At 72.7% G+C, this 24,407-nt stretch carries 23 protein-coding genes; 7 read left to right on the top strand and 16 right to left on the bottom strand.

Annotation, left to right across the window (positions count from 1 at the left end):
* Positions 1 to 44 precede the first annotated feature (44 nt).
* A complete protein-coding gene (locus ABD437_RS17990; RefSeq protein ID WP_425558182.1) occupies positions 45 to 398 on the top strand; it encodes a winged helix-turn-helix transcriptional regulator in 354 nt (117 codons plus the stop codon).
* Positions 399 to 456: 58 nt separating this feature from the next.
* Here ABD437_RS17990 and ABD437_RS17995 read toward each other — a convergent pair whose 3' ends face one another.
* Both ABD437_RS17995 and ABD437_RS18000 read right to left on the bottom strand, forming a co-directional pair.
* Positions 457 to 1,332: a fructosamine kinase family protein gene (locus ABD437_RS17995; protein ID WP_344649992.1), complete on the bottom strand. Its 876-nt coding sequence runs from the start codon at positions 1,330 to 1,332 to the stop codon at positions 457 to 459.
* Complete coding sequence (locus ABD437_RS18000) at positions 1,329 to 2,105, bottom strand: SAM-dependent methyltransferase (protein WP_344649993.1); 777 nt, start codon at positions 2,103 to 2,105, stop codon at positions 1,329 to 1,331. Before ABD437_RS18000 ends, ABD437_RS17995 begins: the two co-directional genes overlap by 4 nt.
* 108 nt (positions 2,106 to 2,213) lie before the next feature.
* Here ABD437_RS18000 and ABD437_RS18005 point away from each other — a divergent pair, with 108 nt between their 5' ends.
* Positions 2,214 to 2,876: a hypothetical protein gene (locus tag ABD437_RS18005; protein WP_344649994.1), complete on the top strand. Its 663-nt coding sequence runs from the start codon at positions 2,214 to 2,216 to the stop codon at positions 2,874 to 2,876.
* 4 nt (positions 2,877 to 2,880) lie between these two features.
* On the opposite strand, the gene ABD437_RS18010 is transcribed toward ABD437_RS18005, so the two are convergent.
* Positions 2,881 to 3,603 carry a dienelactone hydrolase family protein gene (locus ABD437_RS18010; RefSeq protein ID WP_344649995.1) on the bottom strand — a complete coding sequence of 241 codons (723 nt, stop codon included), beginning with the start codon at positions 3,601 to 3,603 and terminating at the stop codon, positions 2,881 to 2,883.
* A 91-nt stretch (positions 3,604 to 3,694) separates the two neighbouring features.
* Here ABD437_RS18010 and ABD437_RS18015 point away from each other — a divergent pair, with 91 nt between their 5' ends.
* Complete coding sequence (locus ABD437_RS18015; protein ID WP_344649996.1) at positions 3,695 to 4,168, top strand: NUDIX domain-containing protein; 474 nt, start codon at positions 3,695 to 3,697, stop codon at positions 4,166 to 4,168.
* 81 nt (positions 4,169 to 4,249) lie between these two features.
* On the opposite strand, the gene ABD437_RS18020 is transcribed toward ABD437_RS18015, so the two are convergent.
* Positions 4,250 to 4,630, bottom strand: a complete 381-nt coding sequence (locus ABD437_RS18020) for a VOC family protein (protein ID WP_344650174.1) — start codon at positions 4,628 to 4,630, stop codon at positions 4,250 to 4,252.
* Positions 4,631 to 4,876: 246 nt separating this feature from the next.
* Between ABD437_RS18020 and ABD437_RS18025 the strand changes: the two genes are divergently transcribed.
* Positions 4,877 to 5,005: a hypothetical protein gene (locus ABD437_RS18025; RefSeq protein WP_281174598.1), complete on the top strand. Its 129-nt coding sequence runs from the start codon at positions 4,877 to 4,879 to the stop codon at positions 5,003 to 5,005.
* Between the two features lie 134 nt (positions 5,006 to 5,139).
* Here ABD437_RS18025 and ABD437_RS18030 read toward each other — a convergent pair whose 3' ends face one another.
* From ABD437_RS18030 to ABD437_RS18060, 7 genes are all read right to left on the bottom strand, one after another.
* Entirely contained in the window at positions 5,140 to 5,874 is a 735-nt protein-coding gene (locus ABD437_RS18030; RefSeq protein ID WP_344649997.1) for a hypothetical protein, read from the bottom strand.
* Positions 5,875 to 5,888: 14 nt separating this feature from the next.
* Positions 5,889 to 6,374, bottom strand: a complete 486-nt coding sequence (locus tag ABD437_RS18035; RefSeq protein ID WP_344649998.1) for a SigE family RNA polymerase sigma factor — start codon at positions 6,372 to 6,374, stop codon at positions 5,889 to 5,891.
* 259 nt (positions 6,375 to 6,633) lie between these two features.
* A complete protein-coding gene (locus ABD437_RS18040; protein ID WP_344649999.1) occupies positions 6,634 to 6,945 on the bottom strand; it encodes an NIPSNAP family protein in 312 nt (103 codons plus the stop codon).
* A 396-nt stretch (positions 6,946 to 7,341) separates the two neighbouring features.
* Complete coding sequence (locus tag ABD437_RS18045; RefSeq protein WP_344650000.1) at positions 7,342 to 8,109, bottom strand: enoyl-CoA hydratase-related protein; 768 nt, start codon at positions 8,107 to 8,109, stop codon at positions 7,342 to 7,344.
* Positions 8,103 to 9,095 carry an LLM class flavin-dependent oxidoreductase gene (locus tag ABD437_RS18050; protein ID WP_344650001.1) on the bottom strand — a complete coding sequence of 331 codons (993 nt, stop codon included), beginning with the start codon at positions 9,093 to 9,095 and terminating at the stop codon, positions 8,103 to 8,105. The genes ABD437_RS18045 and ABD437_RS18050 overlap by 7 nt, the downstream gene beginning before the upstream one ends.
* Positions 9,092 to 10,585 carry an acyl-CoA carboxylase subunit beta gene (locus ABD437_RS18055; RefSeq protein WP_344650002.1) on the bottom strand — a complete coding sequence of 498 codons (1,494 nt, stop codon included), beginning with the start codon at positions 10,583 to 10,585 and terminating at the stop codon, positions 9,092 to 9,094. The genes ABD437_RS18050 and ABD437_RS18055 overlap by 4 nt, the downstream gene beginning before the upstream one ends.
* Entirely contained in the window at positions 10,586 to 12,205 is a 1,620-nt protein-coding gene (locus tag ABD437_RS18060) for a class I adenylate-forming enzyme family protein (protein ID WP_344650003.1), read from the bottom strand. It lies immediately after the preceding gene.
* A gap of 97 nt (positions 12,206 to 12,302) precedes the next feature.
* On the opposite strand from ABD437_RS18060, the gene ABD437_RS18065 reads away from it, so the two are divergent.
* Positions 12,303 to 14,561 (top strand): acyl-CoA dehydrogenase family protein, encoded by a 2,259-nt coding sequence (locus tag ABD437_RS18065; RefSeq protein WP_344650004.1) that lies wholly within the window; start codon positions 12,303 to 12,305, stop codon positions 14,559 to 14,561.
* Between the two features lie 54 nt (positions 14,562 to 14,615).
* On the top strand, positions 14,616 to 15,227 hold the full coding sequence (locus tag ABD437_RS18070) for a TetR/AcrR family transcriptional regulator (protein WP_344650005.1): 612 nt from the start codon (positions 14,616 to 14,618) through the stop codon (positions 15,225 to 15,227).
* Here the strand turns inward: ABD437_RS18070 and ABD437_RS18075 are convergent.
* From ABD437_RS18075 to ABD437_RS18095, 5 genes are read right to left on the bottom strand one after another with little or no spacing between them, the layout of a single operon-like run.
* Positions 15,215 to 15,829: a TetR/AcrR family transcriptional regulator gene (locus tag ABD437_RS18075; RefSeq protein WP_344650006.1), complete on the bottom strand. Its 615-nt coding sequence runs from the start codon at positions 15,827 to 15,829 to the stop codon at positions 15,215 to 15,217. The two genes, ABD437_RS18070 and ABD437_RS18075, sit on opposite strands and share 13 nt — an antisense overlap.
* The gene (locus ABD437_RS18080) at positions 15,813 to 17,012 is read right to left on the bottom strand and encodes a cytochrome P450 (protein ID WP_344650007.1); all 1,200 of its coding nucleotides are present in this window, start codon (positions 17,010 to 17,012) and stop codon (positions 15,813 to 15,815) included. Before ABD437_RS18080 ends, ABD437_RS18075 begins: the two co-directional genes overlap by 17 nt.
* Entirely contained in the window at positions 16,999 to 18,117 is a 1,119-nt protein-coding gene (locus ABD437_RS18085; RefSeq protein WP_344650008.1) for an NDMA-dependent alcohol dehydrogenase, read from the bottom strand. Before ABD437_RS18085 ends, ABD437_RS18080 begins: the two co-directional genes overlap by 14 nt.
* 12 nt (positions 18,118 to 18,129) lie before the next feature.
* Positions 18,130 to 19,566 (bottom strand): aldehyde dehydrogenase, encoded by a 1,437-nt coding sequence (locus ABD437_RS18090; protein WP_344650009.1) that lies wholly within the window; start codon positions 19,564 to 19,566, stop codon positions 18,130 to 18,132.
* Between the two features lie 28 nt (positions 19,567 to 19,594).
* The gene (locus ABD437_RS18095; RefSeq protein ID WP_344650010.1) at positions 19,595 to 21,124 is read right to left on the bottom strand and encodes an AMP-binding protein; all 1,530 of its coding nucleotides are present in this window, start codon (positions 21,122 to 21,124) and stop codon (positions 19,595 to 19,597) included.
* 482 nt (positions 21,125 to 21,606) lie between these two features.
* Here ABD437_RS18095 and ABD437_RS18100 point away from each other — a divergent pair, with 482 nt between their 5' ends.
* Complete coding sequence (locus ABD437_RS18100) at positions 21,607 to 24,378, top strand: helix-turn-helix transcriptional regulator (protein ID WP_344650011.1); 2,772 nt, start codon at positions 21,607 to 21,609, stop codon at positions 24,376 to 24,378.
* Positions 24,379 to 24,407: the final 29 nt, after the last annotated feature.

Below are 24,407 nucleotides of genomic sequence, written 5' to 3' on the forward strand. Positions count from 1 at the left end.
AAACGCACCATCCGGTGCGCATCGTGACTGCCACGATGGTGGCCATGGGCGCGGACGAACGTGACGAACTGGTGGCCGATTGCCGCCTTCGGATGGCGACCGATCTGTTCGCGCACACCTGGGACGTGGTGGTGCTCGCCGCGTTGGGCGACGGCCCGCTGCGGCGACGGGCGCTGCGCCGGCGGATCGGCGGTATCAGCGACAAGGTGCTCACCGAGGCGCTGAACCGGTTGCTGGCCAACGGCCTGGTCGAGCGGCGACGCCACGCCGAGGCGCCGCCGCGGGTCGACTACGCGTTGACCCCGCTGGGCCACACGTTCGCCGACGGGCCGATGCGCGCCCTCGGCACCTGGGTCACCGACCACGGGGACGCGTTGTTCGAGGCCCAGGAGGCCTGACCGGACGTCCGCGACCGCACCCGCTCCTCCGAGCCGAACGAACGCGACCCGAGACGGTTCACGGCTGAGTGGTGCGGCGGAACGGGGCGACCAGGGCGCGGACGGCGTCGGTCGAGCCCCAGTCGTCGTCGAACATCGCCATCAGCGCCAGATGCTGACGCAGCTGCACGTAGGCCAGCCGGCCGGTCCAGCCCGGTTCCGCCCCGGTGACCTCGCCGTACACCGCGAAGAACCGCTCGGCCTCCGGTGGGCGCGGGGTCGACCACAGGTGCGCGAGGTCGACGTCGGCCCACATGTGGGAGACCGCCGGGTCGATCACGGCCGGGGCGCCGCCGGTCGTGGCCAGGATGTTCTGGGTCCAGAAGTCGCCGTGCGTGAGGCACGGCGGGCGCGTCGGCAGGAGTTCCGGGAGCGCCGCGCAGAGCCGTTCGAGCGCGACGCGGTCGGTGGCGTCGAGCTTCGCGGCGACGCGCGGCTCGGGCAGCCAGCGCAGCACCCGGCGCTCGGCGAAGAACGCGAACCCGTCGTCGTGCCACGCGTTGTGCTGCGGCATCGACCCGAGCCAGTTGTCGTGGGGCCAGCCGAAACGGTCGGTGACGGTGGTGCGGTGCACCCGCGCCAGGTCGTGCGCGAGTTGCTCCCAGAACGCCTCGGTGTCCGGGCGTGGCCGCAGCAGCGACAGCACGAGCAGTTCTTCGTCGCGGTGCACCACGTCGGGCGTCGCCAGTCCGGCGTCGCGCAGCGCCCGGAGACCTTCGACCTCCAGTGCGAACACGTCACCGTCCGGTCGGATGGTGAACGTTTTCGCGAACACCTCGCGCGTGTCCGCGAGCGTGACGAGCCCCGACTCGGCCGCGAACCCCTCGCCGGTCGGGCGGACGTCGGTCGGCGCCAGGCCGGCGGCCGCGAGCCGGTCCGCCAGCAGGCGCGTCACGGTTTGCGGCCCACCGCGCAGTAGACGTCGAGAGCCTCCGCCTCGGTGCCCGGCCGCGGCCGCCACCGCGATGTGGACACCACCCCCGGCTCGAGCAGTTCCAGGCCCTGGAAGTAGCCGCCGATCTCGTCGGGTGTCCGCAGGTTGTACGGGTGGCCGCTCTGCTTGGCGACGCGCTGGCTCTCGATGCTCTCCGCGCTGGTGCTCGTGCCGTCGCTCACCACCAGGTAGCTTCCCGACGGCACGGCCGCGAGCAGCCGCCCGACGATCGCGCGGGCCTCGTCGTAGTCGGCGACGTTGCCCAGGATGCCGATCATCGTCAGCGCCACGGGTTCACGGAAGTCGAGCGTGTCGGCGGCCTCGCGCAGAATCCGTTCCGGATCGCGCACGTCGGAGTCGATGTACGCGGTCCTGCCCTCCGGTGAGCTGGTCAGCAGCGCCCGGGCGTGGACGAGCACGAGCGGGTCGTTGTCGACGTACACGACCCGGGACGCGGGCGCCACGCGCTGCGCGACCTCGTGGGTGTTGTTCGCGGTCGGGAGGCCGGTCCCGATGTCCAGGAACTGCCGGATGCCGACGTCACCCGCGAGGTGCGTGACCGCCTGGATGAGGAACCGGCGCTGGGCCTGCGCGACCGCCGCGATCGCCGGGTTGGCCGCCCGCAGCGCCTCGCCCAGCTCCCGGTCGACGGCGAAGTTGTCCTTGCCGTCCAGCAGGTAGTTCCACACGCGCGCGCTGCTCGGCCTGCTCACGTCGATGGCGGGATCGGTCATGGGTGTCCTTTGCGGAGGGAGCCGTTGGACAGCGATCCTAGGCAACGCCGCCCACTCTCCGTAACCGGCCCCGACTATCCGCTCGTCCGGCCGATCTAGACTTCCGGTATGGCCGGGAAGCGGGTCGGGCGGTGGGCGCTGCTCGTGCTCGTCGTGGCCCCGGCGGCGCTGGTGGCGGGTGCGGGGTTGATCGTGGGCGCGGTGGCCGACATCGTCGGTGGCCGGTCCGATCAGGGGTCGCCGCCGACCGCGGACGACGCCGGGTGGGCCGGTGCTGGTGTCGCCGCGATCGTCGTGCTCGCCGTCTGGTGGTGGGCCACGCGGAAACCGCCGGTGCTGCCGGTGGTGGCGGTCTCCGCGCTGGCCGTCGTCATCTGCACCGTGCCGCTGTGGAAGCGGTACAACACGGTCGACGTGACCGCGTCCGGATTCCGGCGTGCGGAGTACACGTTCTCCTGGACGTTCCGCGTCTGGAACGGCGCGGGCCACCGTGTGCGGGTGTGCGTGGGCGACACCGGCCGGTGCGCGGAGGGGCGCCGGGCGCTCGTCCTCGAGCCGGGGCAGCGGGGATCGGTCGAGGACACCGGCGGTGTCGGCCGGTACACGCTGACGATCGTCGAGCCGGGCCGGTGGGCACGTCGGGACGCCCGCGTGACGATCGAGGAGCCCGACCCCGACGACGAGCCGTACCAGCCCGGCGTTCCGGCGCAGCCCTACGTACCGCCGCCGCCCGTGCCGCCGCCGTACGTGCCGATGGTTCCGTATCGCTGACGGCTCAGCGCCCCCGGAAGAACGACACCGCCTCCGCCAGCGCGAGATCGGTGAGCACCGGGTCGTGGCGGGCGCCGACGTCACGCATGAACGCGTGCTCCCCGCCCTGGTAGACGTGCAGCTCCAGATCGGTCAGGCCGGCCGCGTAGAGCTGGGTGATCGTGGTCAGGCGGGCGTCCGCGGGCACATGCGGGTCACGCGATCCGAACACGACCATCAGGCGGCCCCGGACGTCGGCGGCGCGGGCGAGGCTGTCCGCGGTGTCGGAGCCGAGCGCGCCGTCGTGCAGGCCGGTCGGGTAGAAGCACACCGTGGCGTGGACCCGGTCGTCGAACGCGGCCCGGAACGCGAGGTGGCCGCCGAGGCAGAAGCCGGTCACGGCGAGCGTGGACACGTCCGGGCGGGCCGCGAGGTGGTCCAGGACGGCGGCGCGGTCGGCGTCGAACTGCGCGGTCGTCATCGCGGCGGCACCGGCCAGGCCGGCCTGCTTGCCCGCGTCGTCGAACTCCAGGGCCACCCCGGCCAGCGGGCCGTGCGGATAGATCTCCGGGACGCACACGAGGAACCCCTCCGCCGCGAGCCGGCGCGCGGTGCGCAGCGTCGACTCGGTCAGCTGGAAGATGTCCGTGTAGAGCAGCACACCCGGCCACGGGCCCTCGCCGGCGGGACGCAGCACGGCCGCGTTGATGTCGCCGGGCACGACGATTCGTTCCTCGATCAGCTTCACGCCGCGAGAGCCTAACGACACCGCGCCGCGATCCCGCTGATCCGCGCCGGAGAAGCCGCCCCGATCGCGCGCCCGGCGTACGTTACCGCGCATGACCCCGGACTACACCGCGACACTTCCGACGAAGCGCAGCGCGGCGGCGGTGCTTTTCCGCGACGGCGGCGGGCGGGTGTTGCTGGTCGAGCCCACCTACAAACCGGACTGGGAGATTCCCGGCGGCACGGTTGAACGGAACGAGTCCCCGCGGGCGGCGGCGGCCCGGGAGATCGAGGAGGAGCTCGGGGTGCGGGTCGCACCGGGGCGGTTGCTGGTCGTGGACTGGGTGCCGCCGCGGGGGCCGCGCACCGAGGGGCTGATGTTCGTGTTCGCTGGTGAACTTCCGGCCGGCCGAACGATCCGCCTGCCTCCGGAGGAGCTGCGCTCGTGGGCCTGGTGCACGCCGGAGGAGGTGGACGCGCGGATGGCACCGCAGCTGGCCCGGCGGGTGCGTGCCGCGTCGAGGGCGCTAGCGACCGGCGCCACGTATTACCTCGAATTCGGCGAGACCGACCCCGACGTGCAGTAACGCCGATTACGTCCGCGTCGCTTCGACGTCGCCGCGGTTGACCGAGGGCGCCAGCGACAAGGCCCCCGGTGGCTGCGTCCGTTACGTCGGCGACGGTCGGGCCGACAGGAACTCCAGTCGGTTGCCTACCGCGTCGACGGTGTGGAACCGGCGCCGACCCGGGATCTCGCTCGGGTCGGCCCACGACACGGGGTACCCGGCGGCGGTCAGAGCGTCGGCGAGTGCGTCCACGTCGGTGACGAACGCCGGATGGGCTTTCCGCGCGGGCCGGAAGTCGGCCTCGACGCCGACATGGAGTTCACTGTCGGGACCACCGACGCCGGGCACCCGGAACCAGCATCCGCCGCGCGCGGCCAGGGCCGGCGGCTTCGGCAGCTCCGCCCAGCCGAGGATTCCGCGGTAGAAGGCTCGGAGTCGATCCTCGCTGCCCGCCGGGCACGCGACCTGCACGTGATGAAGCATCATGTCCCTCCCTCGCCAATACAGTACGACCGTACTGTATTGGCGAGGGCTGGCGGTCGGCCCGCCGGTAAGAGGTCGAGTTCTCGTGCCCGACGCCGCCGAGGTGGTGCCGTCCGCGTCGCTGATGCCGCACGAGCGAGTGTTCGGAAGCGAACGTTCCGGCCGTCGCGCCGCCGATCGAGCCGGCCGCCGATCCGCGCGAAGGTAGTGGCACAGCAGGAACACACACTTTCTGGAGGCGACGACATGAGCGGCTGCTACGACTACGACTACAACCAGTGCAACGACTGGGACTACAACGAGTGCAAGCCGCGCCGTCGCCGCCACCACAAGAAGCGCTACAACGACTGCTGGGACTACAACCCCTGCAGCTGACCCACCCCGCCACCCGGCCCGGAACGCCCACAGCGTTCCGGGCCGCTTCTGAGTGCCGCCTTGACCGCTGGCTGAACGTCGCCGGTGGGAGAGCCACCACGACGTCCGCCGAGCGTGTGATCCGCCGAAGGGCGTTACTCGATGCGGCTGGCGAGGTCGGAGACGATCGCGCTGACCTGCTTCTCGGTCAGCAGATCCTGGTGCGACTCCAGGCTCAGCGTCCGGTTTTCGCCCAGACCGACGGTGACGTTGGTGTAGACGTCGCCCTTTTCCCAGGCGCCGTCCCGGAAGTCCCACCGGCGGACAACGAGCTTCTCGCCGTTGGGGCCCTCCGTCACCTTGCAGTGTCCATCCGGGTTGTCACAGTTCAGGGGGAACGAGGCGAGGTCATAGGGCTCTTCGCCGGAGTTCTCGATCTGGATGACCAGCGCTCCGGGCTTGCCGTCGACGATCAGGGTCGCGCCGAAAATGAACTCGGCCGGAGGTCCGGCTTCCGCGTCGGTCACCCGAGGGGCCGTGCCGTCCTTCCACTCGGCGCCGGGCACTGCCTTCTTCACCGCTTCGTCGTAGGCCCTGGTCAGCTCTTCCGCGCTCTTGGCCTTACCCTCCGCGGTGTCCACGACCAGCCGGATCTTGGTGCCGCCGGCCGGTGCCTTGCCGACGACGACGTCACCCCCGGAGGTGGGTCCGGTGCCGAGGTGGCCGAAGCCGGCGACGGTCGCTCCGACCGCGATCACCGCCACCGCCGCCACCACGATCGGGGCCTGACGGATTCGCCGCCGCCGTGTCCGGTCCCGGATGATCGCGTCCACGTCGACCGTCGACGGCGGAGGCTGGCCGACCAGGTCGTCGAACATCTGCTGCGTCATTCTGTCGCCTCCTGTCAGGCCTGGTTGGCGAGCGAGCGCAGCGTGGTCAGTGCGCGCGCCGACTGGCTCTTCACGGTTCCGGATGAGATGCCCAACGCCTCCGCGGTCTCCTCGACCGACAGGTTGAGGTAGAACCGCAGCACGACCACCGCGCGCTGCCGCGGGCCCAGTGACTCGAGGAGTTCGGCCAGCGATTGTTGGTCCTCGATCCGGTGATCCGCGGGCAGTGCGCCGTCGGGCAGGTCGTCGCTGGGTAACTCCCGACGCCACGAGCGGCGACACTCGTCGGCCCAGGCTCGGGCCAGCATGCGCCGCGCATAGGCGTCGGGGTTGTCCGCGGCGGCGACCTTCCGCCACTTCTCGAAGATCCGGCCCACCGTCACCGCGACCACGTCGTCGGCGGCGTGCCAATCGCGGCACAGCAGGAACGCGCCGCGTCGCCAGCGCTCCATGCGCTCGCTCACGAAGACACGGAATTGTTCCTCATCGGCTCTCCGCAAATCGGGCCTCCTCGCCGCACGATGTCACGCCAGAAGGACGGAGGCTCCACGAGGAAAGGTTGCATGCGCGCACGAGAGATCGACGATGCGAACTGTTCCCGTTCGATGCCGATCAGGCACCAGGCAGGTCACTGGGACAGGTCGCACGATCGGCCACGCCCGGCTCGACGCCGCTCGGGCGTCCGCATGGTGGACGGTTGCAGCCCGGATGATGATCGGAACATTCACTTCGCGTACCGACGACGGCCGCAGGGTGGGTTCAGCTGTTGGGCAGGAGCGGGCGCATGAAGGTCCGTTCGTAGCGCAGGACGCAGCCCGACTCCTCGCGGATGGCGTCCGCTGCGATGAACTCCGGGTCCTCGCCGAACCGGGTGCGGTACCGCTCGTAGGCGGCCAGGCTCTCGAAGCTGAACAGCGCCTCGGCCCGGTCGCTGGCGCCCTCGGCCGGCAGGAAGTAACCGTGATGGACGCCGCCGTGCTGGGTCACCAGCCGCATCCATTCCCGGGCGAAGCGTTCGAATGCCTCGATCTGGGTGGGATCGATGGTGTAGTGCACGACGCAGGTGATCACGGCGTCAGCATTGCACTGGGCCCCGCGCTCGCGCACCGCGGGAGCGCGCGATCGCGGTGTCGTCCGCCGTCAGCAGGCGCTCGCCTCCGAGCCGGCTTCGAATGCAGGCCGGGCGGCGGATCAGTGAGTGTCGTCGCACCGGCCGCGTTCGCTCGAGTACGCCGCGATGGCGGTCTCTACCGAACGCTGCGCCGGCTGATCGGCGGTGTCATCGAGGTAGGCCGGTGCGATCACCCGCAGCGCGCAGGTGAGACCGGCGTGTGGCCTGCCAATCGATTCGGGAGTTCGGGCTACCACCATCAGCGACGTGGATGGGCGGTTGGCCGGTCTTCGGGCGGGATACCGGAAGCCCACACTTCCCGGCCCGGCAACCGACCGTGGAATCGGTCGGGCGGGTCACTCGCCGCGGGCGGCGCGCTTCACGGCTTCCAGCGCATCGGCGCGAAACGCGCGGGCCGACTCGGTGTGCCCGGCCAACGCCTGCAACTCCGTCCCCGCCCGGATCGCCGCACGAGCGCCCCACACATCGAACGCCCGGTGCACCGACCGTTTGTTGAGCTGCGTCAGATCACTGGGCACACCCGCGATCCGGACCGCGACCTCCAGCACCGAGGCCTCGAGGGACTCCGGGGGAAAATCCCGGTTCGCGAAGCCGATCCGGGCGGCTTCGGCGCCGTCGATCGGGTCGCCGGTGAGCATCAGCTCCATCGCGCGGCGCAGGCCCAGCAGCACGGTGTGGTACTGCCAGTCCGGAGGGCTCGCGACCCGGACCACGGGATAGCTGATCCGTGCGTCCGACGCGACGTAGACCAGGTCGCAGGCGGACGCCAGCTCGGTGGCGCCGGCGATCGCGTAGCCGTGGATCTGGGCGATGACCGGCTTGGCGAGGTCCCAGACGGAGAACCAGGTGTCGTTCACGTGGCGCGACCACTGTCCGTCGGTGGGAGACGACGCGTCCAGCAGCGGCCCGGACAGGTCGTAGCCCGACGAGAAACACGGCCCGGCGCCGCGCAGGATCGTGACCCGCACGTCCGGGTCGGCGTCGTGCTCGCGCAGCGTCGCCAGGAGCGCGCGTAGCAGGTCGCGGGAGAGCGCGTTGCGCTTCTCCGGCCGGTTCAGGGTCACCCGGCGGACACCGTCCGCGGGTACGTCGACGTTCAGCATGCGACCAGCTCCGCCATGAGTTCCACCGCCGCGGTCTGCCGGGCGTCGACGATGACGCCGGTGACACCGGGCGGCACGAAACCGGCGTCCCAGCGACGCCGGATGCGATCCGGGGAGCCCAGCAGCGCGGTCTGCTCCAGGTACTCGACCGGCACCGCGGCCTCCGCCTCCGCGCGGCGACCGGCGCGCCACAGCTCACCGATCACCTCGGCGGCCTCCGGGAAGCCCCGGCGGGCCATCGCGTCGCGGTGGTAGTTGTGCGTGGCGCTGCCCATGCCGCCGACGTACATCGCGGTCAGCGGACGCATCGCGTCGAGCGTGCCGCCGACGTCCTCGGTGAGCTGCACGGTGACGCCGGTGAACACCTCGAGACCGCGCAGCCGCGGAGGCACGCCCGACGGGCCCAGCCCCATCGGGAGCCAGCCGTCGGCGAGCTCCGCGGCCAGTGCGGTGTTGCGCGGCCCGCCGGTCGCGAGCCAGATCGGGATCGGCGCCACCGGGTGCAGGATCGAGCGCAGGGCCGTGCCCTGGCCCAGCGCCCCCGGCCCGGCGTACGGCAGGGAGATCTCGGGCCCGGAGTGCACCACCGGGGCGGACCGGTCCAGCACCTGGCGCACGATCGTCACGTAGTCACGCAACCGCTGGTGCGGACGCCCCCACGGCTGGCCGTACCAGCCCTCGACGATCTGTGGCCCGGACACCCCGATCCCCAGGATGAGCCGGTTGCCGCCGGCGAGCGCGTCGATCGTCATCGCCTGCATCGCGAGCGTCGCGGGTGGCCGCGCGGCCAGCTGCACCACCGCGGTGCCGAGGGCGATCCGGGAGGTGTGCGCGGCCAGGAACGCCAGCGGCGTCAGCGCGTCGGCCCCGTACGCCTCGGCCGTCCACACCGAGTGGTACCCGAGCTGTTCCGCCCGGCGGACCAGCTCCAGCGGCACGTCGAGCGTCGCCGACCGGTACAGGTTGAGTCGCAGACCGAGCTTCACGGCAGGATCCCCGTCCCCGGGCCGGCGGCGCGGCGGCGCGCGTCGGACAGCTCCAGCCCCGACAGGAGCGCGTCGCGGAGGTCACGGGGGTCGATGACCGCGTCGTAGGCGAGGCTCGCGGCCCCGTGGAGCGACGCGGCCGCCTGTTCGCGGGCGACCTTCGCGCGTTCGTCCGGGTCGGCGATCGCGCCGGCGTCCGAGGTCGCCGGCAGCGCCCCCAGCGTGATCGACGGGAACGCGAGCGTCACGGTCTGGCCGTCGAACGCGTTCATCGCCATCACCGACGACCCGAACCCGAACGCCTTGCGCAGCGTCACGTGCAGTTTGGGAACGCGCAGCCGGCGCTGCACCGCGTAGAGCCGGGCCGCGGAACGCAGGATCCCGCTGCGCTCGGCCGCGCTGCCCGCCGCCACGCCCGGATTGTCGGCGAGGAACACGCACGGCAGCCCGAACGCGTCGGCGACCTGCAGGAACCGGGCGGCTTTGGCGGCCGCGTCGGCGTCGATCGTGCCCGCGCGCACGCTCGGGTCGTTGGCGACGATCGCCACGCTGCGCCCGCCGAAGAACGCCAGCGCGGTGACGATCGAGGCTCCGAAGCCCGGTTGCAGCACGAGCAGCGAACCGTCGTCGACGACCTCCGCCAGCACCGGCGTGATCGGGTACGGGCGCCGCGGATCCGGCGGGATCAACCGCAGCACGTCGACGCGACGACGCCCCACGTCGCGCCCGGGCCGCACCGGCGCGGGTTCCTCCGCCGAGGACGGGAAGTGCGCCAGGTAGCGCCGTGCCCGCGCGATCGCGGTGGTGTCGTCCGGCACCACGTCGTGGACGACGCCGGCCCCGACCGCCACCTCCGGGCCGCCGAGCTCCTCCTTGGTGACCACCTCGCCGGTCGCCGACCGCACCAGCGGTGGCCCAGCGGCGAAGATCGACGCGCCCGACGTCATCACGACGTAGTCCGAGAGCGGTGCGAACAGCGCCCCGTGCCCGGCCGACGCGCCCAGCACCAGGCACACCAGCGGCACGACGCCGGACAGGTCGGCCAGCCCGCCCAGGTCACCGGGGCGGCGTCCGGGCCGGCCGGTGTCGGTGACCCGGTGTCCGGCCCCCTCCACCAGCGCGACCAGCGGGACGCGTTCCTGGGCGGCCAGCTGGGTGAGGCGGAAGCGCTTGTCCGACCCGCCCGCGCCGATCGAACCGCCGAGCACTGTCACGTCCTCGGCGCCGGCCAGCACCGGCCGCCCGTCGACGCGGCCCCAGCCGGCCACGAACCCGTCCGCGTTGACCGGTGGTTCCGCGGTCGCGCCCATGAGCTGACCGAGCTCGGTGAACGAGCCGCGGTCGAACAGGGCGGCCAACCGCTCGCGCGCGGAGAGCCGGCCACGCGAGGCCTGCCGGGCCAGGCGGTCCGCTCCACCCATCCGCAGTGCGGCGGCGTGCCGGTCCTGGATCGCCGAGAGCGCCGGGCCCCACCCGTGGAGATCGTCCATTTAGTCGAGAACCCGCTTCTCGAGTTCGCGCTTGAGCAGCTTGCCGGTCGCGCTGTAGGGGAGCGCGTCGACGAACCGGACGTGCGCGGGCACTTTGTACGGCGCGAGCGTCCGCGCACACCACTCCCGGACCTCGACCTCCGTCAGGCGGCCGACCACGACCGCCATCACCTCCTGGCCGAGTTCGTCGTGCGGCACCCCGATCACCGCCGCGTCGAGGATCCGCGGGTGCTCCGACAGCCGGTTCTCGATCTCGATCGGGTAGACGTTCTCCCCGCCGCGGATGACCATGTCGCGCAGCCGGCTCTCCAGCTGGAGCATGCCGTCGACGACGCGGCCGTAGTCGCCGGTGCGGTACCAGCCGTCCGCGTCGAGCACGGCCGCGGTGGCGTCCGGGTCGTTCCAGTAGCCGAGGAAACCGCTGGGGGAGCGGATCGCGATCTCGCCGACCTCGCCGTCGGCGACGTCCTCGCCGGACGCGTCCCGGATCGTCACCTCCGACGTGGGGGTGGCCAGCCCGATCGACTGCGGGTGCCCGACCATCCGCGCCCCGGCGATCGTCGTGCCCTGGCCGCAGGTCTCGCTCATCCCGAAGCCCTGCGCCGGCCGCGCGCCCGGCAGCACCGCGCCGAACAGCGCGGCCAGCTCGGCGGTGATCGGCGCGCCGCCCATGCCGAGCGTCCGGACCGTGCCGACGTCGAAGCGGTGCAGGTCGGGGTGGCGCAGCAACCGCACGAGCTGGGTGGGTACCCCGGACCACTGGGTGACGCCGTGGCGCTCGGTCAGCTCCAGGTGCACCAGCGGATCCCACCGGCCCGGGGGCGGGAACACCATCGTCATCCCGTTGTACGGCCCGCCGCCGAGCAGCGGCCCGAGCCCGGAGATGTGGAAGAACGGGCTGACGACGAGCGCGACCGGCGCGCCCGGCGGCGGGTCGGCGGCGCCGGACAGGAGCGACTCGGTGTAGCCGCGCAACTGGGCGTCCTGGGCGAAGTTGACCAGCCCCCGGTGGGTGATGACCGCACCCTTGGAACGGCCGGTGGTGCCGCTGGTGAAGAGGATCGAGACCGGGTCGTCCTCGCGCAGACCGGGGTCGACCGGAACGCCGGACGACCCCGGGCGGAGATCGGCGAACGCCAGCGCCTCCGCCCGCGTGCGCCCCAGTTGCTTGGCGTCGCCGATCAGGAGTTTCGGCTGGGCGAGCGCGAGCCCGTGGTCGAGCTCGGCGCCGGTCCACCAGCCGTTGAGGCTGACGCTCACCGCGCCGAGCCAGGCCAGCGCCCACAGCGTGAGCGCGTACTCGAGGCTGTTCGCGCCGACCAGCGCGACCCGGTCGCCCCGGCCGACGCCGTGTGCGCCACGCAGCACCGAGGCCAGCGCGGCGACCTGCTCGACGGTCTCGGCGTACGTGAGCCGGCGCTCGGGGAACACCAGGTAGGGCCGGTCGGGGTGCTGGTCGGCCGCGGAACGCAGCAGCGCGGGCAGGTGCGGCGGCCGGTTCGCGAAGACCGTCATCGGCACACCGCGGACGTCGGCGCGGACGAGTTCGAACGGGGAGCCGGGGCCGACGAGCGCGGCGCGGGTCTCCGGTGGCAGGCGGTCGAGGTCGTTGGTCAGCATGCGAACCCCCGGCGAGCAGCGTCGGCGCCGTCGTATTTTGTATATCTGAGATGGTCTCCGCTGTACAAGTAGAATCCAATTCACTTACCGTGGACGTATGTCCATCGCGGTGACGGAAGATCAGCTCGAGCTCGGTGCCGCGGTGAGCGGGTTCGTCGCGCGGCACGCGCCGATCGCGCGCACCCGGGCCTCGGCGGCGGCGCTGGCGGCCGGGGAGAAGCCCGCGTACTGGGCCGCCCTGACCGCGCAGGGCCTGCACGCCGTGCACCTGCCCGAGGAACACGGCGGGCAGGGCGGTGGCCTGGCCGAGCTCGCGGTGGTCCTCGAGGAGGCCGGTCGCGGGCTGCTGCCCGGCCCGTTCGGCCCCACCGTGCTCGCGTCCGCCGTCGTCTCCCGCGCCCCCGCGAGCGACGTCCGCGCCGGGCTGCTGGACGAGTTGGCGGCCGGCGCCACCGCCGCGCTGGTGCACCCCGGCGCCGGGATCACCGCCACCGCCTCCGACGACGGCTGGGTCCTCACCGGACGCAGCGCCCCGGTGCTGGGCCTCCCGGGCGCCGACGTCGTGATCGTGGGCGCCACCGTCGCCGACGCCGCCGGCACCGGCGTCGTGCTCACCGACGAGGGCGCGGCACGCGTCGACCCGCCGGCCGAGCCCCGCACGGTCTGGGTCCGGCTCCAGGTCACCGCCGCCGACGTCCACACCGAGGACGGGGTCGACCTCACCCGCGGCGTGGGGCGGCTGGACCTGGCCGGCGTGCCCGCGGGCCCGGAGCTCGGCGCCATCGACGCCGACGCGGTGCGGTACCTGGTGACGGCGCTCAGCGCGGCCGAGGTCGCCGGTGTGCTGGCCTGGGCCGTGCGGGCCACGGTGGACTACGCCGGGGTCCGCGAGCAGTTCGGGCGCACGATCGGGTCGTTCCAGGCGGTCAAGCACAAGGCGGCCCGGCTCCTCGTCGCCGCGGAGCTCGCCGCGGCCGCCGCCTGGGACGCCGTCCGCAGCCTCGACGAGGACCTCGACCAGCAGCGCCTCGCGGCCGGTGGCGCGGCCGTCGTCGCGCTCGGCCGGGCACCCGACGCGGTGCTGGAGGCCGTGACGCTCTTCGGCGGCATCGGCTTCACCTGGGAGCACGACGTCCACCTCTACTGGCGGCGCGCGATGAGCCTGGCGTCGGTCACCGGCCCGACCGGCACCTGGCTGGCCGAGCTCGGGGAGGCCGCGCTCACCTCCCGCCGCAGCAGCGGCGTCGCACTGCACGACGCGGAGCCGGAGCTGCGACAGCGGGTCAACGAGATCATCGACGAGGCGCTGGCGCTGCCCGAGGACACGGTCGGGAAGCCCGGCCACCGCACCGGCCCCCGGCGCACGCTCCTCGCCGACGCCGGCCTCATCGCGCCGCACTGGCCGCGGCCCCACGGCCTCGCCGCCACCCCGATCCAGCAACTGGTGATCGCCGACGAGTTCGCGCGCCGCGACCTCGCCCCGCCGTCGATCGTGATCGGCGACTGGGCGATGCCCACGATCCTCGCCCACGGCACGGCCGCGCAGGTCGAACGCTTCGCCGGCCCGACGCTGCGCGGGGAACTGGTCTGGTGCCAGCTGTTCAGCGAGCCCGGCGCCGGCTCCGACCTGGCCGGGCTCGCGACCAGGGCGGTCAAGGTCGACGGCGGCTGGCGGCTGAACGGCCAGAAGGTCTGGACCTCCGCCGCGCACCTCGCCGACTGGGGCATCTGCCTGGCCCGCACCGACCCGGACGCCCCGAAACACCGGGGCATCAGCTACTTCCTGGTCGACCTGCGCACGCCCGGCGTCGACGTCCGCCCGCTCCGGCAGGCCACCGGCAACGCCGAGTTCAACGAGGTCTTCCTCACCGACGTGTTCGTCCCCGACGACTGTCTGGTCGGGGCGCCCGGCGAGGGCTGGCGCCTGACGATGACGACCCTCGGCAACGAGCGCACGTCGATCAGCGCGACGCTCGGCAGCACCGACGAGGAGCCGATCCGCACGCTGATCGAGAAGGGCGCGGTCGACCGCCCCGAAGCGATCAGGGCGCTCGCCCGGGTCAACGCCTACGGAGCCGCGGTCTCGGCGCTCACCGTGCGGGAAGCGCTCCGCCGCCTCGCCGGTCAGCAGCCCGGGGCCGGGGCCAGCATCGCGAAGGTCGCGTCCGCGCAACTGCACCGCGACGCCGCCGACCTCGCGTTCGCCCTGGGCGGGCCGGAGGCGGCCGTGCACGGCGGTGCGGTCGACGTCGCCGGCCGCGCGCTCAACACCCCGGCTCAGCTCATCGGCGGCGGCACGGTCGAGATCCAGCTCAACGTCATCGCCGAACGTGTCCTGCGCCTGCCACGTGGTTGATCCCGTCCTGTCCAGTACCGTGCTTCGGAGGTAGAAACGACCAGAGGGCGGACGATGGCCGAGCACGCGCAGGGGACGGCAGGTGGCCTCTCGGTGGAGGGCCTGCCCGCCTGGCAGCTCGCGCGCCGGGAGCGGATCGTCGTCGCCGGGTTGCGGCTGCTCGAGAAGCACGAGTACGACCGCATCCAGATCCGCGACGTCGCCCAGGAGGCCGGCGTCGCACTCGGCACGCTCTACCGCTACTTCTCCTCCAAGGAGCACCTGTACGCGGCCGTGCTGCTCGAGTGGTCGGCGCTCGGCCGGGCCGGTGAGCGCCGCACCCGCCGGAAGAACCCCGAGCAGCACCTGCGTTCGCGCATCCGCGGCGTGATCACCGCGTTCGAACGGCAGCCGCAGTTCTACAAGGTGCACGTCCTGCTGCAGAGCAGCACCGACCCGAACGCGAAGGCGCTGCTCACCGACTTCGCCGAGGTGGCCCAGGCGAGCCTCGTGGATGACTTCGCCGTGCTGGGGCCGGGCCGCGCCGAGGACTCCGCGACGATGATGTGGGCGATCATCCACTCGATGCTCACCCAGGCGATCTACCACGGTGTCGCGATGAGCGAGGTCTACCGCATCGCCGACGGCTTCATCGACCTGCTGGCGAACGACCTTCACGCCACATAGGCGTCGATGACGGGTGCGACCACCCGGTGCAGGTACGCCCGGAGCTTCGCCTCGGACGACGTCCGTTTCGTGTCGTACATCAGCACCGACAGCAGCCACCGCACGAGCAGCTCGGTGATCTCGTCCAGATGCGGCTCCAACCGCGGGTCGTACTCCACGAGAGGCCGCAGGATCGTGCGGGTCAGCGCCAGCGAATCCTCGGTGAGCTGCTGGTCCACCGCCCACGGATCGGTGCGTGCGTGGCTGATCGGGTAGAACGCCGGCTCCTTGCGGAACTCCCGGCGCGCGACGACGAGCGCCTCCACCGCGAACTCCGCCGGGGTGCGGGCCCGGCGGCGTGCCGACGCCACGACCCGGCCGGCCACGGCCGCGGCCGAGCGCTCCATCGCGGCGGAGACCAGCGCGTCGCGCGAGGGGAAGTACGCGTAGACCGTCGGCCGCGAGACACCCGCGGCCACCGCGATCGAGCTGATCGACGTCCGCTCCAGGCCGTACTGCCGGATGCAGTCGACGGTCGCGTCGACGATCTTGTCGTGCGCGTCGGTGGACGGCGCGCGCCCCGACCAGGGTGCGCGCCGTGCGCCCTCAGAGGGATACACCATGCGGTGCGGTCGGCGAGAACGTGACGGTCAGACCCTCGTAGCCGCTGACGAACGTCGCCGGGCGGAGTTCGGGCTCGGTGTCGTCGGCGAGCGCGAGGTCGGGCAGCCGGTCGAGCAGCGCGGTGAAGATCGACTCCAGCTCCAGCCGGGCCAGCGAGCTGCCCAGGCAGAAGTGCGACCCGACCCCGAACGCCAGGTGGTTGTTGGGGGTACGCGTGACGTCGAACCGGAACGGGTCCTCGAACACCGCCTCGTCGCGGTTCGCGCTCGGGTACAGCAGCAGCACCTTCTGCCCGGCGCGCAGTTCCTTACCGCGGAAGGTGACGTCGCGGGTCACCGTGCGCGCCATGTTCCGGATCGGGCTGACCCAGCGCAGCATCTCCTCGATCGCGCCCGGCAGCAGCGACCGGTCGGCACGCAGCCGCTCCCACTGCTCGCGATCGCGCAGCAACTGGTAGAGCCCACCGGTGATGACGTGGCGCGTGGTCTCGTCGCCGCCGATGAGCAGCAGCAGCGAGTCGAAGTAGAGCGTGTCGTCGTCGAGCCGCTGCCCGTCGACCTCGGCCCGCACGAGCACGCCGATCAGGTCGTCGCCGCCGTTCTCCCGCCGGTCGGCCAGGATCGGATAGAGGTACTCGCCGTACTCCGCGGCGGCGACCATCATCTTCTCCTGCAGGCCCGCGTCCTGCGCCCCCTGGCCCCGCATCAGGTCGTCCGACCAGCGCAGCAGGTTCTCGTACTGGTCGCCCCGGACACCGAGCTGGTCACCGATGACGATCAGCGGCAGCCAGGCGGCCACGTCCCAGACGAAGTCGCACGCGCCGCGCTCGCAGACCTTGTCGATCAGCGCGTGCGTGACCTGGTCGACGCGGGCCCGCTGGTCGGCGACCCGGCGCGGGGTGAACCCCTTGCTGACCAGCTTGCGGCGGCGCAGGTGCGCCGGGTCGTCGAGGTCGATCAGCATCGGGGTGGCGTCCTGGTCGGGCCGGATGCCACCGGCGTTGGAGAACAGCTCCGGGTGCAGCGACGCCTCTTTCACGTCGGCGTAGCGGGTGAGGCCCCACACCTGGCCGTGTTCGTCCCAGTAGACCGGGTCGTTCGCGCGCAGCCACGTCAACCCGGCGTGCGGGTCGGCGCCCCAGAAGGCGCCGACCGTCAGCTGGGGTGCCTCAACCGTGCTCAATGTCGATCACCCCGCGGATGTTCACCCCGGCGTGCATGTCCTTGTACCCCTCGTTGACCGTCTCGAGGGTGTACCGGTTGGTGATCATCTCGTCGAGCAGCAGCTGACCGGACTGGTAGAGCCGCAGCAGCTGGGGGATGTCCTTGCGGCCGTTCGCGGCGCCGAACAGCGTGCCGCGCAGCTCCTTCTGCCAGATCGTCAGCTCGAACAGCGACATCGTCACCTGGGTGTCCTCCATCGGGGACACCGCGGTGACCACGACCCGGCCGCCCTTGGACACCAGCGTCATGAGCCCGGCAACCTCCGGGCCCCGCGCCACGCCGACGGTGTAGATCGCCGCGTCGGCCATCATGCCGTCGGGCGTGATCGAGCGGACCAGCTCGGTGGCCTCCTCGACGCTGGCCGCGGTGTGCGTGGCGCCGAAGATCTTCGCCTGCTCACGCTTGAACTCGACCGGGTCGACCGCGACGATCTGCTCCGCGCCGGCGATGCGGGCACCCTGCACGGCCGCCGCGCCCACCCCGCCGATGCCGACGACCACGACGGTCTCGCCGGGCTGCACCTTCGCGGTGTGCACCGAGGAGCCGTAGCCGGTCGTCACGCCGCACCCGACCAGCGCCGCCGCGTCCAGCGGGATGTCGTCCGGGATCTTCACCAGCGAGTGCGCGTTCATCACCGCGTACTGGCTGAACGTCGACAGGAAGCACATCGTGTAGACGTCCTGCCCGCGGGCGTGCAGCCGGGTGGTGCCGTCCAGCCCGATGCCCATCATCAGCGTCCCGCCGACGTCGCACAGGTTCGAGCGGCCCTGCGCGCACCAGCGGCACTGCCCGCACGCCGGGATGAACATCGGGACGACGTGGTCGCCGGGCTTGAGCGACGTGACGCCCTCGCCCACCTCCTCGACGATGCCGGCGCCCTCGTGGCCGCCGACGATCGGCGTGATCGCCGGCATGTCCCCGGTGACGACGTGGTCGTCGGAGTGGCACATGCCGGTGTGGATCATCTTGACGAGCACCTCGCCGGCCTTCGGCGGGTCGAGGTCGACCTCCTCGACGCTCCACGGCTGGTTGCGGTCCCAGAGAACAGCGGCCTTCGTCTTCATTGACGCACGCTCCTACGCGGGCAGGTTCACGGACTGGTACTCGATGTAGGCGGCGAGGCCCTCGGGGCCGAGCTCCCGGCCGAGACCGGACTCCTTGAAGCCGCCGAACGGCGCGCAGTTCTCCAACATGAACGTGTTGACGTTGAACGTGCCGGTGCGCACCCGGCGCGCGATGTCCAGCCCGGCGTCCGGGTCGGCCGTCCACACCGAACCGGACAGGCCGTAGCGCGAGTCGTTCGCGATCTTCACCGCGTCGTCGACGTCGCCGTAGGGGATCACCGACAGCACCGGCCCGAAGATCTCCTCCTGGGCGATCGTCATGCTGTTGTCGACGTCGGAGAAGACGGTCGGCTCGACGTACCAGCCGCGGTCGAAGCCCTTGGGTCGGCCGCCGCCGAGCGCCACCGTGGCGCCCTCCTTCTTCCCGGCCGCGAGGTAGCCCTCGACCCGTTCCCGCTGGCCGGCGCTGACCAGCGGGCCGATGTGCGTCTCCTCGGCCAGCGGATCGCCGACGACCTGCGCGGCGACCTGCGCGACGACGGCCTCGACGATCTCGGAGTACCGGTCGCGCGGGGCCAGGATGCGGGTCTGGGCCACGCACGCCTGGCCGTTGTTCATCAGCCCGACGTTGACCACCTGCGGCAGCGCGGTCGCGAGATCGACGTCGGGCAGCAGCACGGCCGCGGACTTGCCGCCGAGCTCCAGCGTCACCCGGCGCAGGTTCTCGCCGCACAGGCTCGCGATGCGGCGCCCGGCCGCGGTGCTGCCGGTGAAGCTGACCTTGTCGATGCCGGGGTGCGTCACCAGGTACTCACCGACGGCCCGGTCGGCGGGCACGACGTTCACGACACCGGCCGGGATGCCCGCGGCCTCGACCGCCTCGGCCAGCAGTTGCGCGGAGATCGGGCTGGCCGGCGCCGGCTTGAGCACGACCGTGCAGCCCGCGGCCAGCGCCGGAGCCAGCTTGAGCATGCTCACGTAGATCGGCACGTTCCACGGCACGATGGCCGCGACGACGCCGACCGGGGCGCGCCGCACGACGGTGGGGCCGAGCAGCCCGGCCCGGGTCTCCTCCCACTGCGTCTCGCGGGCCAGCCCGGTGAAGAAGTCCAGCGCCATCGTGGCCGCCAGCACCTGGCCCAGCCGGGAGAACTGCAGCGGCGAGCCCATCTCGGTGCTGATCGTGCGGGCGAAGTCCTCGAGGCGCTCGTTGATGATGCCCGACAGCCGCGCCATCGCGTCGGCGCGCTCGGCCCCGGACGTACGCGGCCACGGGCCCTCGTCGAACGCCCGCCTGGCCGCGGCGACGGCCGCGTCCACGTCGGCGTTCGACGCTTCCGGCACGCGCCCGACGACCTCTTCGGACGCGGGGGAGACGACGTCGAACACCGAGTTCCCGGCGGGAGCGACCCACTCGCCCCCGATGTAGAACTTGTCGTACGTGAGCATCGTTGCTCCTTCTCTCCAGGGGGAGACGTCAGCCGACGCGGCGGGCCGAACCGGCCCAGTACTTCTCGCGGAGTGCCTTCTTGTCGGCCTTGCCGACGGGCGTGAGGGGGATCGACTCGGCGAGGTCGATGGACTTCGGCGCGTGGATCGGGCCCTTGGCCTCGCGGACCAGCGCGATCAGGGCGGCCTCGTCGATGGTCGCGCCCGGGCGGGGCACCACCACCGCCTTCACCGCCTCGCCCCACTTCTCGTCGGGGACGCCGATCACCGCGGCCGCGGACACGTCGGGATGCGTGGTGAGCACGTCCTCGACCTCGCGCGGGAACACGTTGAAACCGCCGGAGACGATCATGTCCTTGGTGCGGTCGACGATCGTCCAGTAGCCGTCGGCGTCCTCGCGGGCCACGTCGCCGGTGTGCAGCCAGCCGCCGCGGAACGCCTCGGCGGTCTCGTCGGGCAGCTTGTTGTAGCCGTTCATCACCAGCGCGCCCTGGACGCAGATCTCGCCGGGCTCACCCGGCGCGACCGGCTCGCAGTTCTCGTCGAGCAGCGCCGCGCGCACCCAGGGCACCGGACGGCCGCAGGTGGCCAGCTTGTCCGGCGTGTGCTCCTCCTTGCGCAGCACGGTGATCGTCATCGGGGCCTCGTTCTGCCCGTAGAACTGGAAGAACACCGGGCCGAAGCGCTCGATGGCCTGCGCCAGCCGGGCCGGTGACGCGGCCGAGGCGCCGTAGAACACGGTCTCCAGGCTGGACACGTCCGCGCCGGCCAGGTCGGGGTGGTCCAGGATCGCGTACAGCATCGCCGGCACGATCATCGTCGAGGTGATGCGGTGTTCCTCGACGGCCTTGATCCAGCCGCCGGGGGTGAAGCCGGGCAGCACGACGAAGGAACCGCCGGCCAGCAGCACCGGGAGCGTGAACGCGCCCGCGGCGTGCGAGAGCGGTGCGGCGATCAGGAACCGGATGTCCTCGGGGAACTGCCACTCGGCCATCTGGATGCGGGTCAGCTCGGCGCCGCCGCGGTAGGAGATCAGCACGCCCTTGGGGCGCCCGGTGGTGCCGCCGGTGAACGACATCGACGAGACGGCCTCGGCGTCGACGACCGGCGCGACCAGGCGCTCCTCCGGCGTGAACCCGGCCGCCAGGTCGGCGATGTTCTCGGCGATCGACGACGGGCCGAGCGAGAGCAGCCGCTCGAGCCCGGGCGCCTTCTCCTTCAGCGCCGCGACGTGCTCCTCCAGGGCCGGGTCGAACACCAGCGTGTGGATGTCGGCGTTCTCCAGCACGTAGGCGTGGTCGTCGAGCGAACCCAGCGGGTGCAGCGGCGTGCCGCGCGCACCGACCATCGTGGACGCGCCGGTGGCGAACAGCACCTCGGGGCGGTTGCGCGCGAGGATCGAGATCCCGTCACCGGACCCGATGCCGATCGACCGGTAGGCCTGCGACCAGCGGCTGACCGCCTCCCGGTAGCCGCGGTAGGTGACGGTCTGCCCGTCGACCAGCACGGCGGGCCGGTCGTCGTAGCGGTTCAGCGCGGTGGCCAGTAACTCCGGCATCAGGGGCGGGGCATGCAACAACGATGTCGACATTGATCGCCTCGTACGAGAGAGAGTGCGCGGGCTGACGTCGTCTCGTAGAACGGGGTGGAAACCCCGGATTGGTGAACCGCAGTTTACACATCTTTCACCGGGTGACAAGGTCAACAAGGCGGTAGAACGTGTTCTCGAAATCCGGTTTTTCAGAACCCTGAACAGGGGTTCACGACCTGGCGTACGGTGTGCCGCACGACCGGAGCCCTGGCTGGCGTAATCTCCGCCCGACCCGACGTCTTCCCGACCAGCCGGCTCGAGCCGGCCTCCGGGGCGTGGGGGCGGTGTGACGTGCCGCGGGCCTCTCGTCCCGCCCGAGAACGAGTTCTACCTGATCACGACACCGTTCGGGCCCCACGACTGCGACCTGCCGTGGGACGCGGGCCGGGAGCCGGACGCCGCCCGCGCCGCGGCGGACGGACGGTGCGGGGCGTGGGAGGATCGCAGCCATGGGGGCACCGCACGATCCGGAGCTGGTCGGGCGGCAGGACGAGCGGCAGGTCGTCGCCGAGCTGGTCGGGCGGTTGCCGGGCGGCGGCGGGGCGCTCGTCGTCCGGGGTGAGCCGGGGCTGGGGAAGTCGACGCTGCTGGCCGAGGCGGTGCGGCTGGCCGGTGACGCAGGGGCGCGGGTGCTGCGGACGACCGGCGTGGAGGCCGTGGCGCCGGTGGCGTTCGGCGGGCTGGAGCAGTTGCTGCGCCCGCTGCGTGACCGGATCGGGGTGCTGGCCCCGCCGGAGCGGTCGGCGGTGCACTCCGCGCTCGGGCAGACCGACGCGCCGGTGCCCGAGCTGTTCCTGGTCGCGCTGGCGACGCTGAACCTGGTGGCCGACGCCGCGCCGGCGGTGATGGTCGTCGAGGACGCACAGTGGCTGGACCGGGAGAGCGCGGACGTGCTCGCGTTCCTGGCCCGGCGGGTGGAGCTCGAACCGATCGTGCTGCTCGCCGCGGTCCGGGACGGGTATCCCGGGCCGCTCGACGACGTGCGTGCGCTGGAGCTGCCGCCGCTCTCCGGTGCCGACGCGGCCGCGCTGCTCGACGCGCGGTTCCCGGCGCTGCCGGCCTCGGCGCGTCAGCGTGTGCTCGACGAGTCGGCCGGTAACCCGCTGGCGCTGGTCGAGCTGCCGGTGGCCCTCACCCAGCTCCCCGTCGGCCCGGCCCGCCTCACCCTGCCCCCGGCCGCCGCACCCTCACCGGGGCCGACGACCCCGGCCCCGATGGCCGCCGCCAACTGGTTGAGGCTTCCCGAGCGGCTCGAGCGGGCCTTCGGGGCCCGCACCACCGGCCTCCCGCCGGCCACCCTCACGCTGCTGCTGCTCGCCGCGCTCAACGCCAGCGACTCGCTCGCCGAGGTGCTGGCCGCCGGCGGCCCCGGGCACACCGTCGACGACCTGGTCCCCGCGGTGCGGGTCGGGCTCATCGAGTTCGGCGACGGCCGGCTGCGGTTCCGGCACCCGCTGGTCCGGTCCGCGGTCGTGCAGCGGGCCACCGCCGGGCAGCGCCACGAGGCCCACGCGGCGCTGGCCCGGGTACTCGACGGCGACATCGAGCGGCGCGCCTGGCACCGCGGCGCGTCGGTCGTCGGCCCGGACGAGGACGTCGCCGCCGAACTGGACGCCGCCGGCGAACGGGCCCGGCGCCGCGGCGGCGTCGAGACCGCGGTGCAGGCCTACGAGCGCGCCGCCCGGCTCAGCGCCACCGCGTCCCGCCGCGCGGACCGGCTGTTGCGCGCCGCCGACCTGGCCACCGAGCTGGGCCGGCGCGAGGACGTCGCCCGGCTGCTCGGGCAGGCCGGGGCGCTCGAACTGTCCGACGCCCAGCGCACGCTGGCGGCCTGGATCGCCGACGCCGACGACGACGGCATCCACGACCTGGTCGCCAACGTCCGCCGCCAGGCCGACTTCGCCGAACGGGTCGCCGCCGACGGTGACGTCGACCTGGCGATGAAGATCCTCTACCGCGCCGCGATCCGCTGTTTCTTCACCGAGCCCGGCGACGACGTCCGCGAGCGCCTCGCCGCGACCGCCGAGCGACTCAGCCCCGACCCCGCCGACGGGCGGCTGCTGGCGATCCTCGGCCACGTCGCCCCGATCGAGCGCGGCCGCGTGATCCACGACAACCTGGCCCGGGCGGCCGAACGCGCCGAGGGCGACCCGGACGCGGCCCGCCTGGTCGGCAACGCCGCGATCGCGCTGGGCGCGTTCGACGTCGGGTCGGCGATGCAGGCGACCGCGATCGCCGGGCTGCGTGCGCAGGGGCGGCTGGCCCTGCTGGCCCGCGCGACCAGCATCCAGGCCTGGTGCGCGCTGCAGCTGATGGACCTGGGGGTGGCGATCACCAGCGCGCAGGAGGCCGTCCGCCTGTCCACCGAGACCGCGCAGCCGGCCATCGCGTTGCTGGCCCGCTCGCGCGAGTCGCTGATCGCCGCGATGCGTGGTGACCACGAGGCCTGCGAGCAGATCGCCGTCGAGGTCGAACGGCGCGCGCTGCCCGCCGGTGTCCGCCCGGTGCTGACGATGGTGCAGCTGGCCCGGGGCGCGTCGGCGCTCGGCGTCGGGCGTTACTCGGACGCGTTCGAGCACCTGCGCCGCGTCCACGACCCGGCCGACCCGGCGTACCACCACCTCAACCGCTGCTTCTCGGTCGGCGACGTCGTCGAGGCCGCGGTGCGCAGCGGGCACTACGACGAGGCCCGGGCGCTCCTCGACGACCTGGAGCGGGTCGGGTCGCGCACCCCGTCGCCGGCGCTGCACATCAACCTGCGGTACGCCCGTGCGCTGATGGCGGCCGAGGAGGAGCCGTTCCTCACCGCGCTGCGTGCGGATCTGGCGCGCTGGCCGTTCGCCCGGGCCCGGCTGCTGCTGGCCTACGGCGAGTGGCTCCGCCGTCAGCGCCGCCCGGCCGAGGCGCGTGCGCACCTGCGTGCGGCCCGGGAGGCGTTCGACGCGCTCGGCGCCCTCGCCTGGGGCGACCGGGCCCGCGCGGAGCTGCGCGCCTCCGGGGAGACCAGCCGCGGGCGCGTGGCCCGAGCGAGTGAGCTGCTCACGCCGCAGGAGCTGCAGATCGCGCAGATGGCGGCGGAGGGGCTGACCAACCGCGAGATCGGACAGAAGCTGTACCTCTCGCACCGGACGATCAGCACGCATCTGCACCGGATCTATCCCAAGCTGGGCGTCACCTCCCGTGGGGGGCTGTTCGCCGCGCTGCACGGCACCGTCAGGTGACGTACGCGACGCACGCCGGTGCGTCCCTA

Source organism: Cryptosporangium japonicum (assembly GCF_039524755.1).
In the GTDB taxonomy this organism is placed as follows: Bacteria; Actinomycetota; Actinomycetes; order Mycobacteriales; family Cryptosporangiaceae; genus Cryptosporangium; species Cryptosporangium japonicum.

Bases quoted from the DNA above. Each gene is read 5' to 3' on its own strand.
- ABD437_RS17990 (WP_425558182.1), top strand. From the start codon at position 45: ATGGGCGCGGACGAACGTGACGAACTGGTGGCCGATTGCCGCCTTCGG.
- ABD437_RS18000 (WP_344649993.1), bottom strand. From the start codon at position 2,105: ATGACCGATCCCGCCATCGACGTGAGCAGGCCGAGCAGCGCGCGCGTG.
- ABD437_RS18005 (WP_344649994.1), top strand. From the start codon at position 2,214: ATGGCCGGGAAGCGGGTCGGGCGGTGGGCGCTGCTCGTGCTCGTCGTG.
- ABD437_RS18015 (WP_344649996.1), top strand. From the start codon at position 3,695: ATGACCCCGGACTACACCGCGACACTTCCGACGAAGCGCAGCGCGGCG.
- ABD437_RS18020 (WP_344650174.1), bottom strand. From the start codon at position 4,630: ATGCTTCATCACGTGCAGGTCGCGTGCCCGGCGGGCAGCGAGGATCGA.
- ABD437_RS18025 (WP_281174598.1), top strand. From the start codon at position 4,877: ATGAGCGGCTGCTACGACTACGACTACAACCAGTGCAACGACTGGGAC.
- ABD437_RS18030 (WP_344649997.1), bottom strand. From the start codon at position 5,874: ATGACGCAGCAGATGTTCGACGACCTGGTCGGCCAGCCTCCGCCGTCG.
- ABD437_RS18045 (WP_344650000.1), bottom strand. From the start codon at position 8,109: ATGCTGAACGTCGACGTACCCGCGGACGGTGTCCGCCGGGTGACCCTG.
- ABD437_RS18055 (WP_344650002.1), bottom strand. From the start codon at position 10,585: ATGGACGATCTCCACGGGTGGGGCCCGGCGCTCTCGGCGATCCAGGAC.
- ABD437_RS18060 (WP_344650003.1), bottom strand. From the start codon at position 12,205: ATGCTGACCAACGACCTCGACCGCCTGCCACCGGAGACCCGCGCCGCG.
- ABD437_RS18065 (WP_344650004.1), top strand. From the start codon at position 12,303: ATGTCCATCGCGGTGACGGAAGATCAGCTCGAGCTCGGTGCCGCGGTG.
- ABD437_RS18070 (WP_344650005.1), top strand. From the start codon at position 14,616: ATGGCCGAGCACGCGCAGGGGACGGCAGGTGGCCTCTCGGTGGAGGGC.
- ABD437_RS18075 (WP_344650006.1), bottom strand. From the start codon at position 15,829: ATGGTGTATCCCTCTGAGGGCGCACGGCGCGCACCCTGGTCGGGGCGC.
- ABD437_RS18085 (WP_344650008.1), bottom strand. From the start codon at position 18,117: ATGAAGACGAAGGCCGCTGTTCTCTGGGACCGCAACCAGCCGTGGAGC.
- ABD437_RS18090 (WP_344650009.1), bottom strand. From the start codon at position 19,566: ATGCTCACGTACGACAAGTTCTACATCGGGGGCGAGTGGGTCGCTCCC.
- ABD437_RS18095 (WP_344650010.1), bottom strand. From the start codon at position 21,124: ATGCCGGAGTTACTGGCCACCGCGCTGAACCGCTACGACGACCGGCCC.
- ABD437_RS18100 (WP_344650011.1), top strand. From the start codon at position 21,607: ATGGGGGCACCGCACGATCCGGAGCTGGTCGGGCGGCAGGACGAGCGG.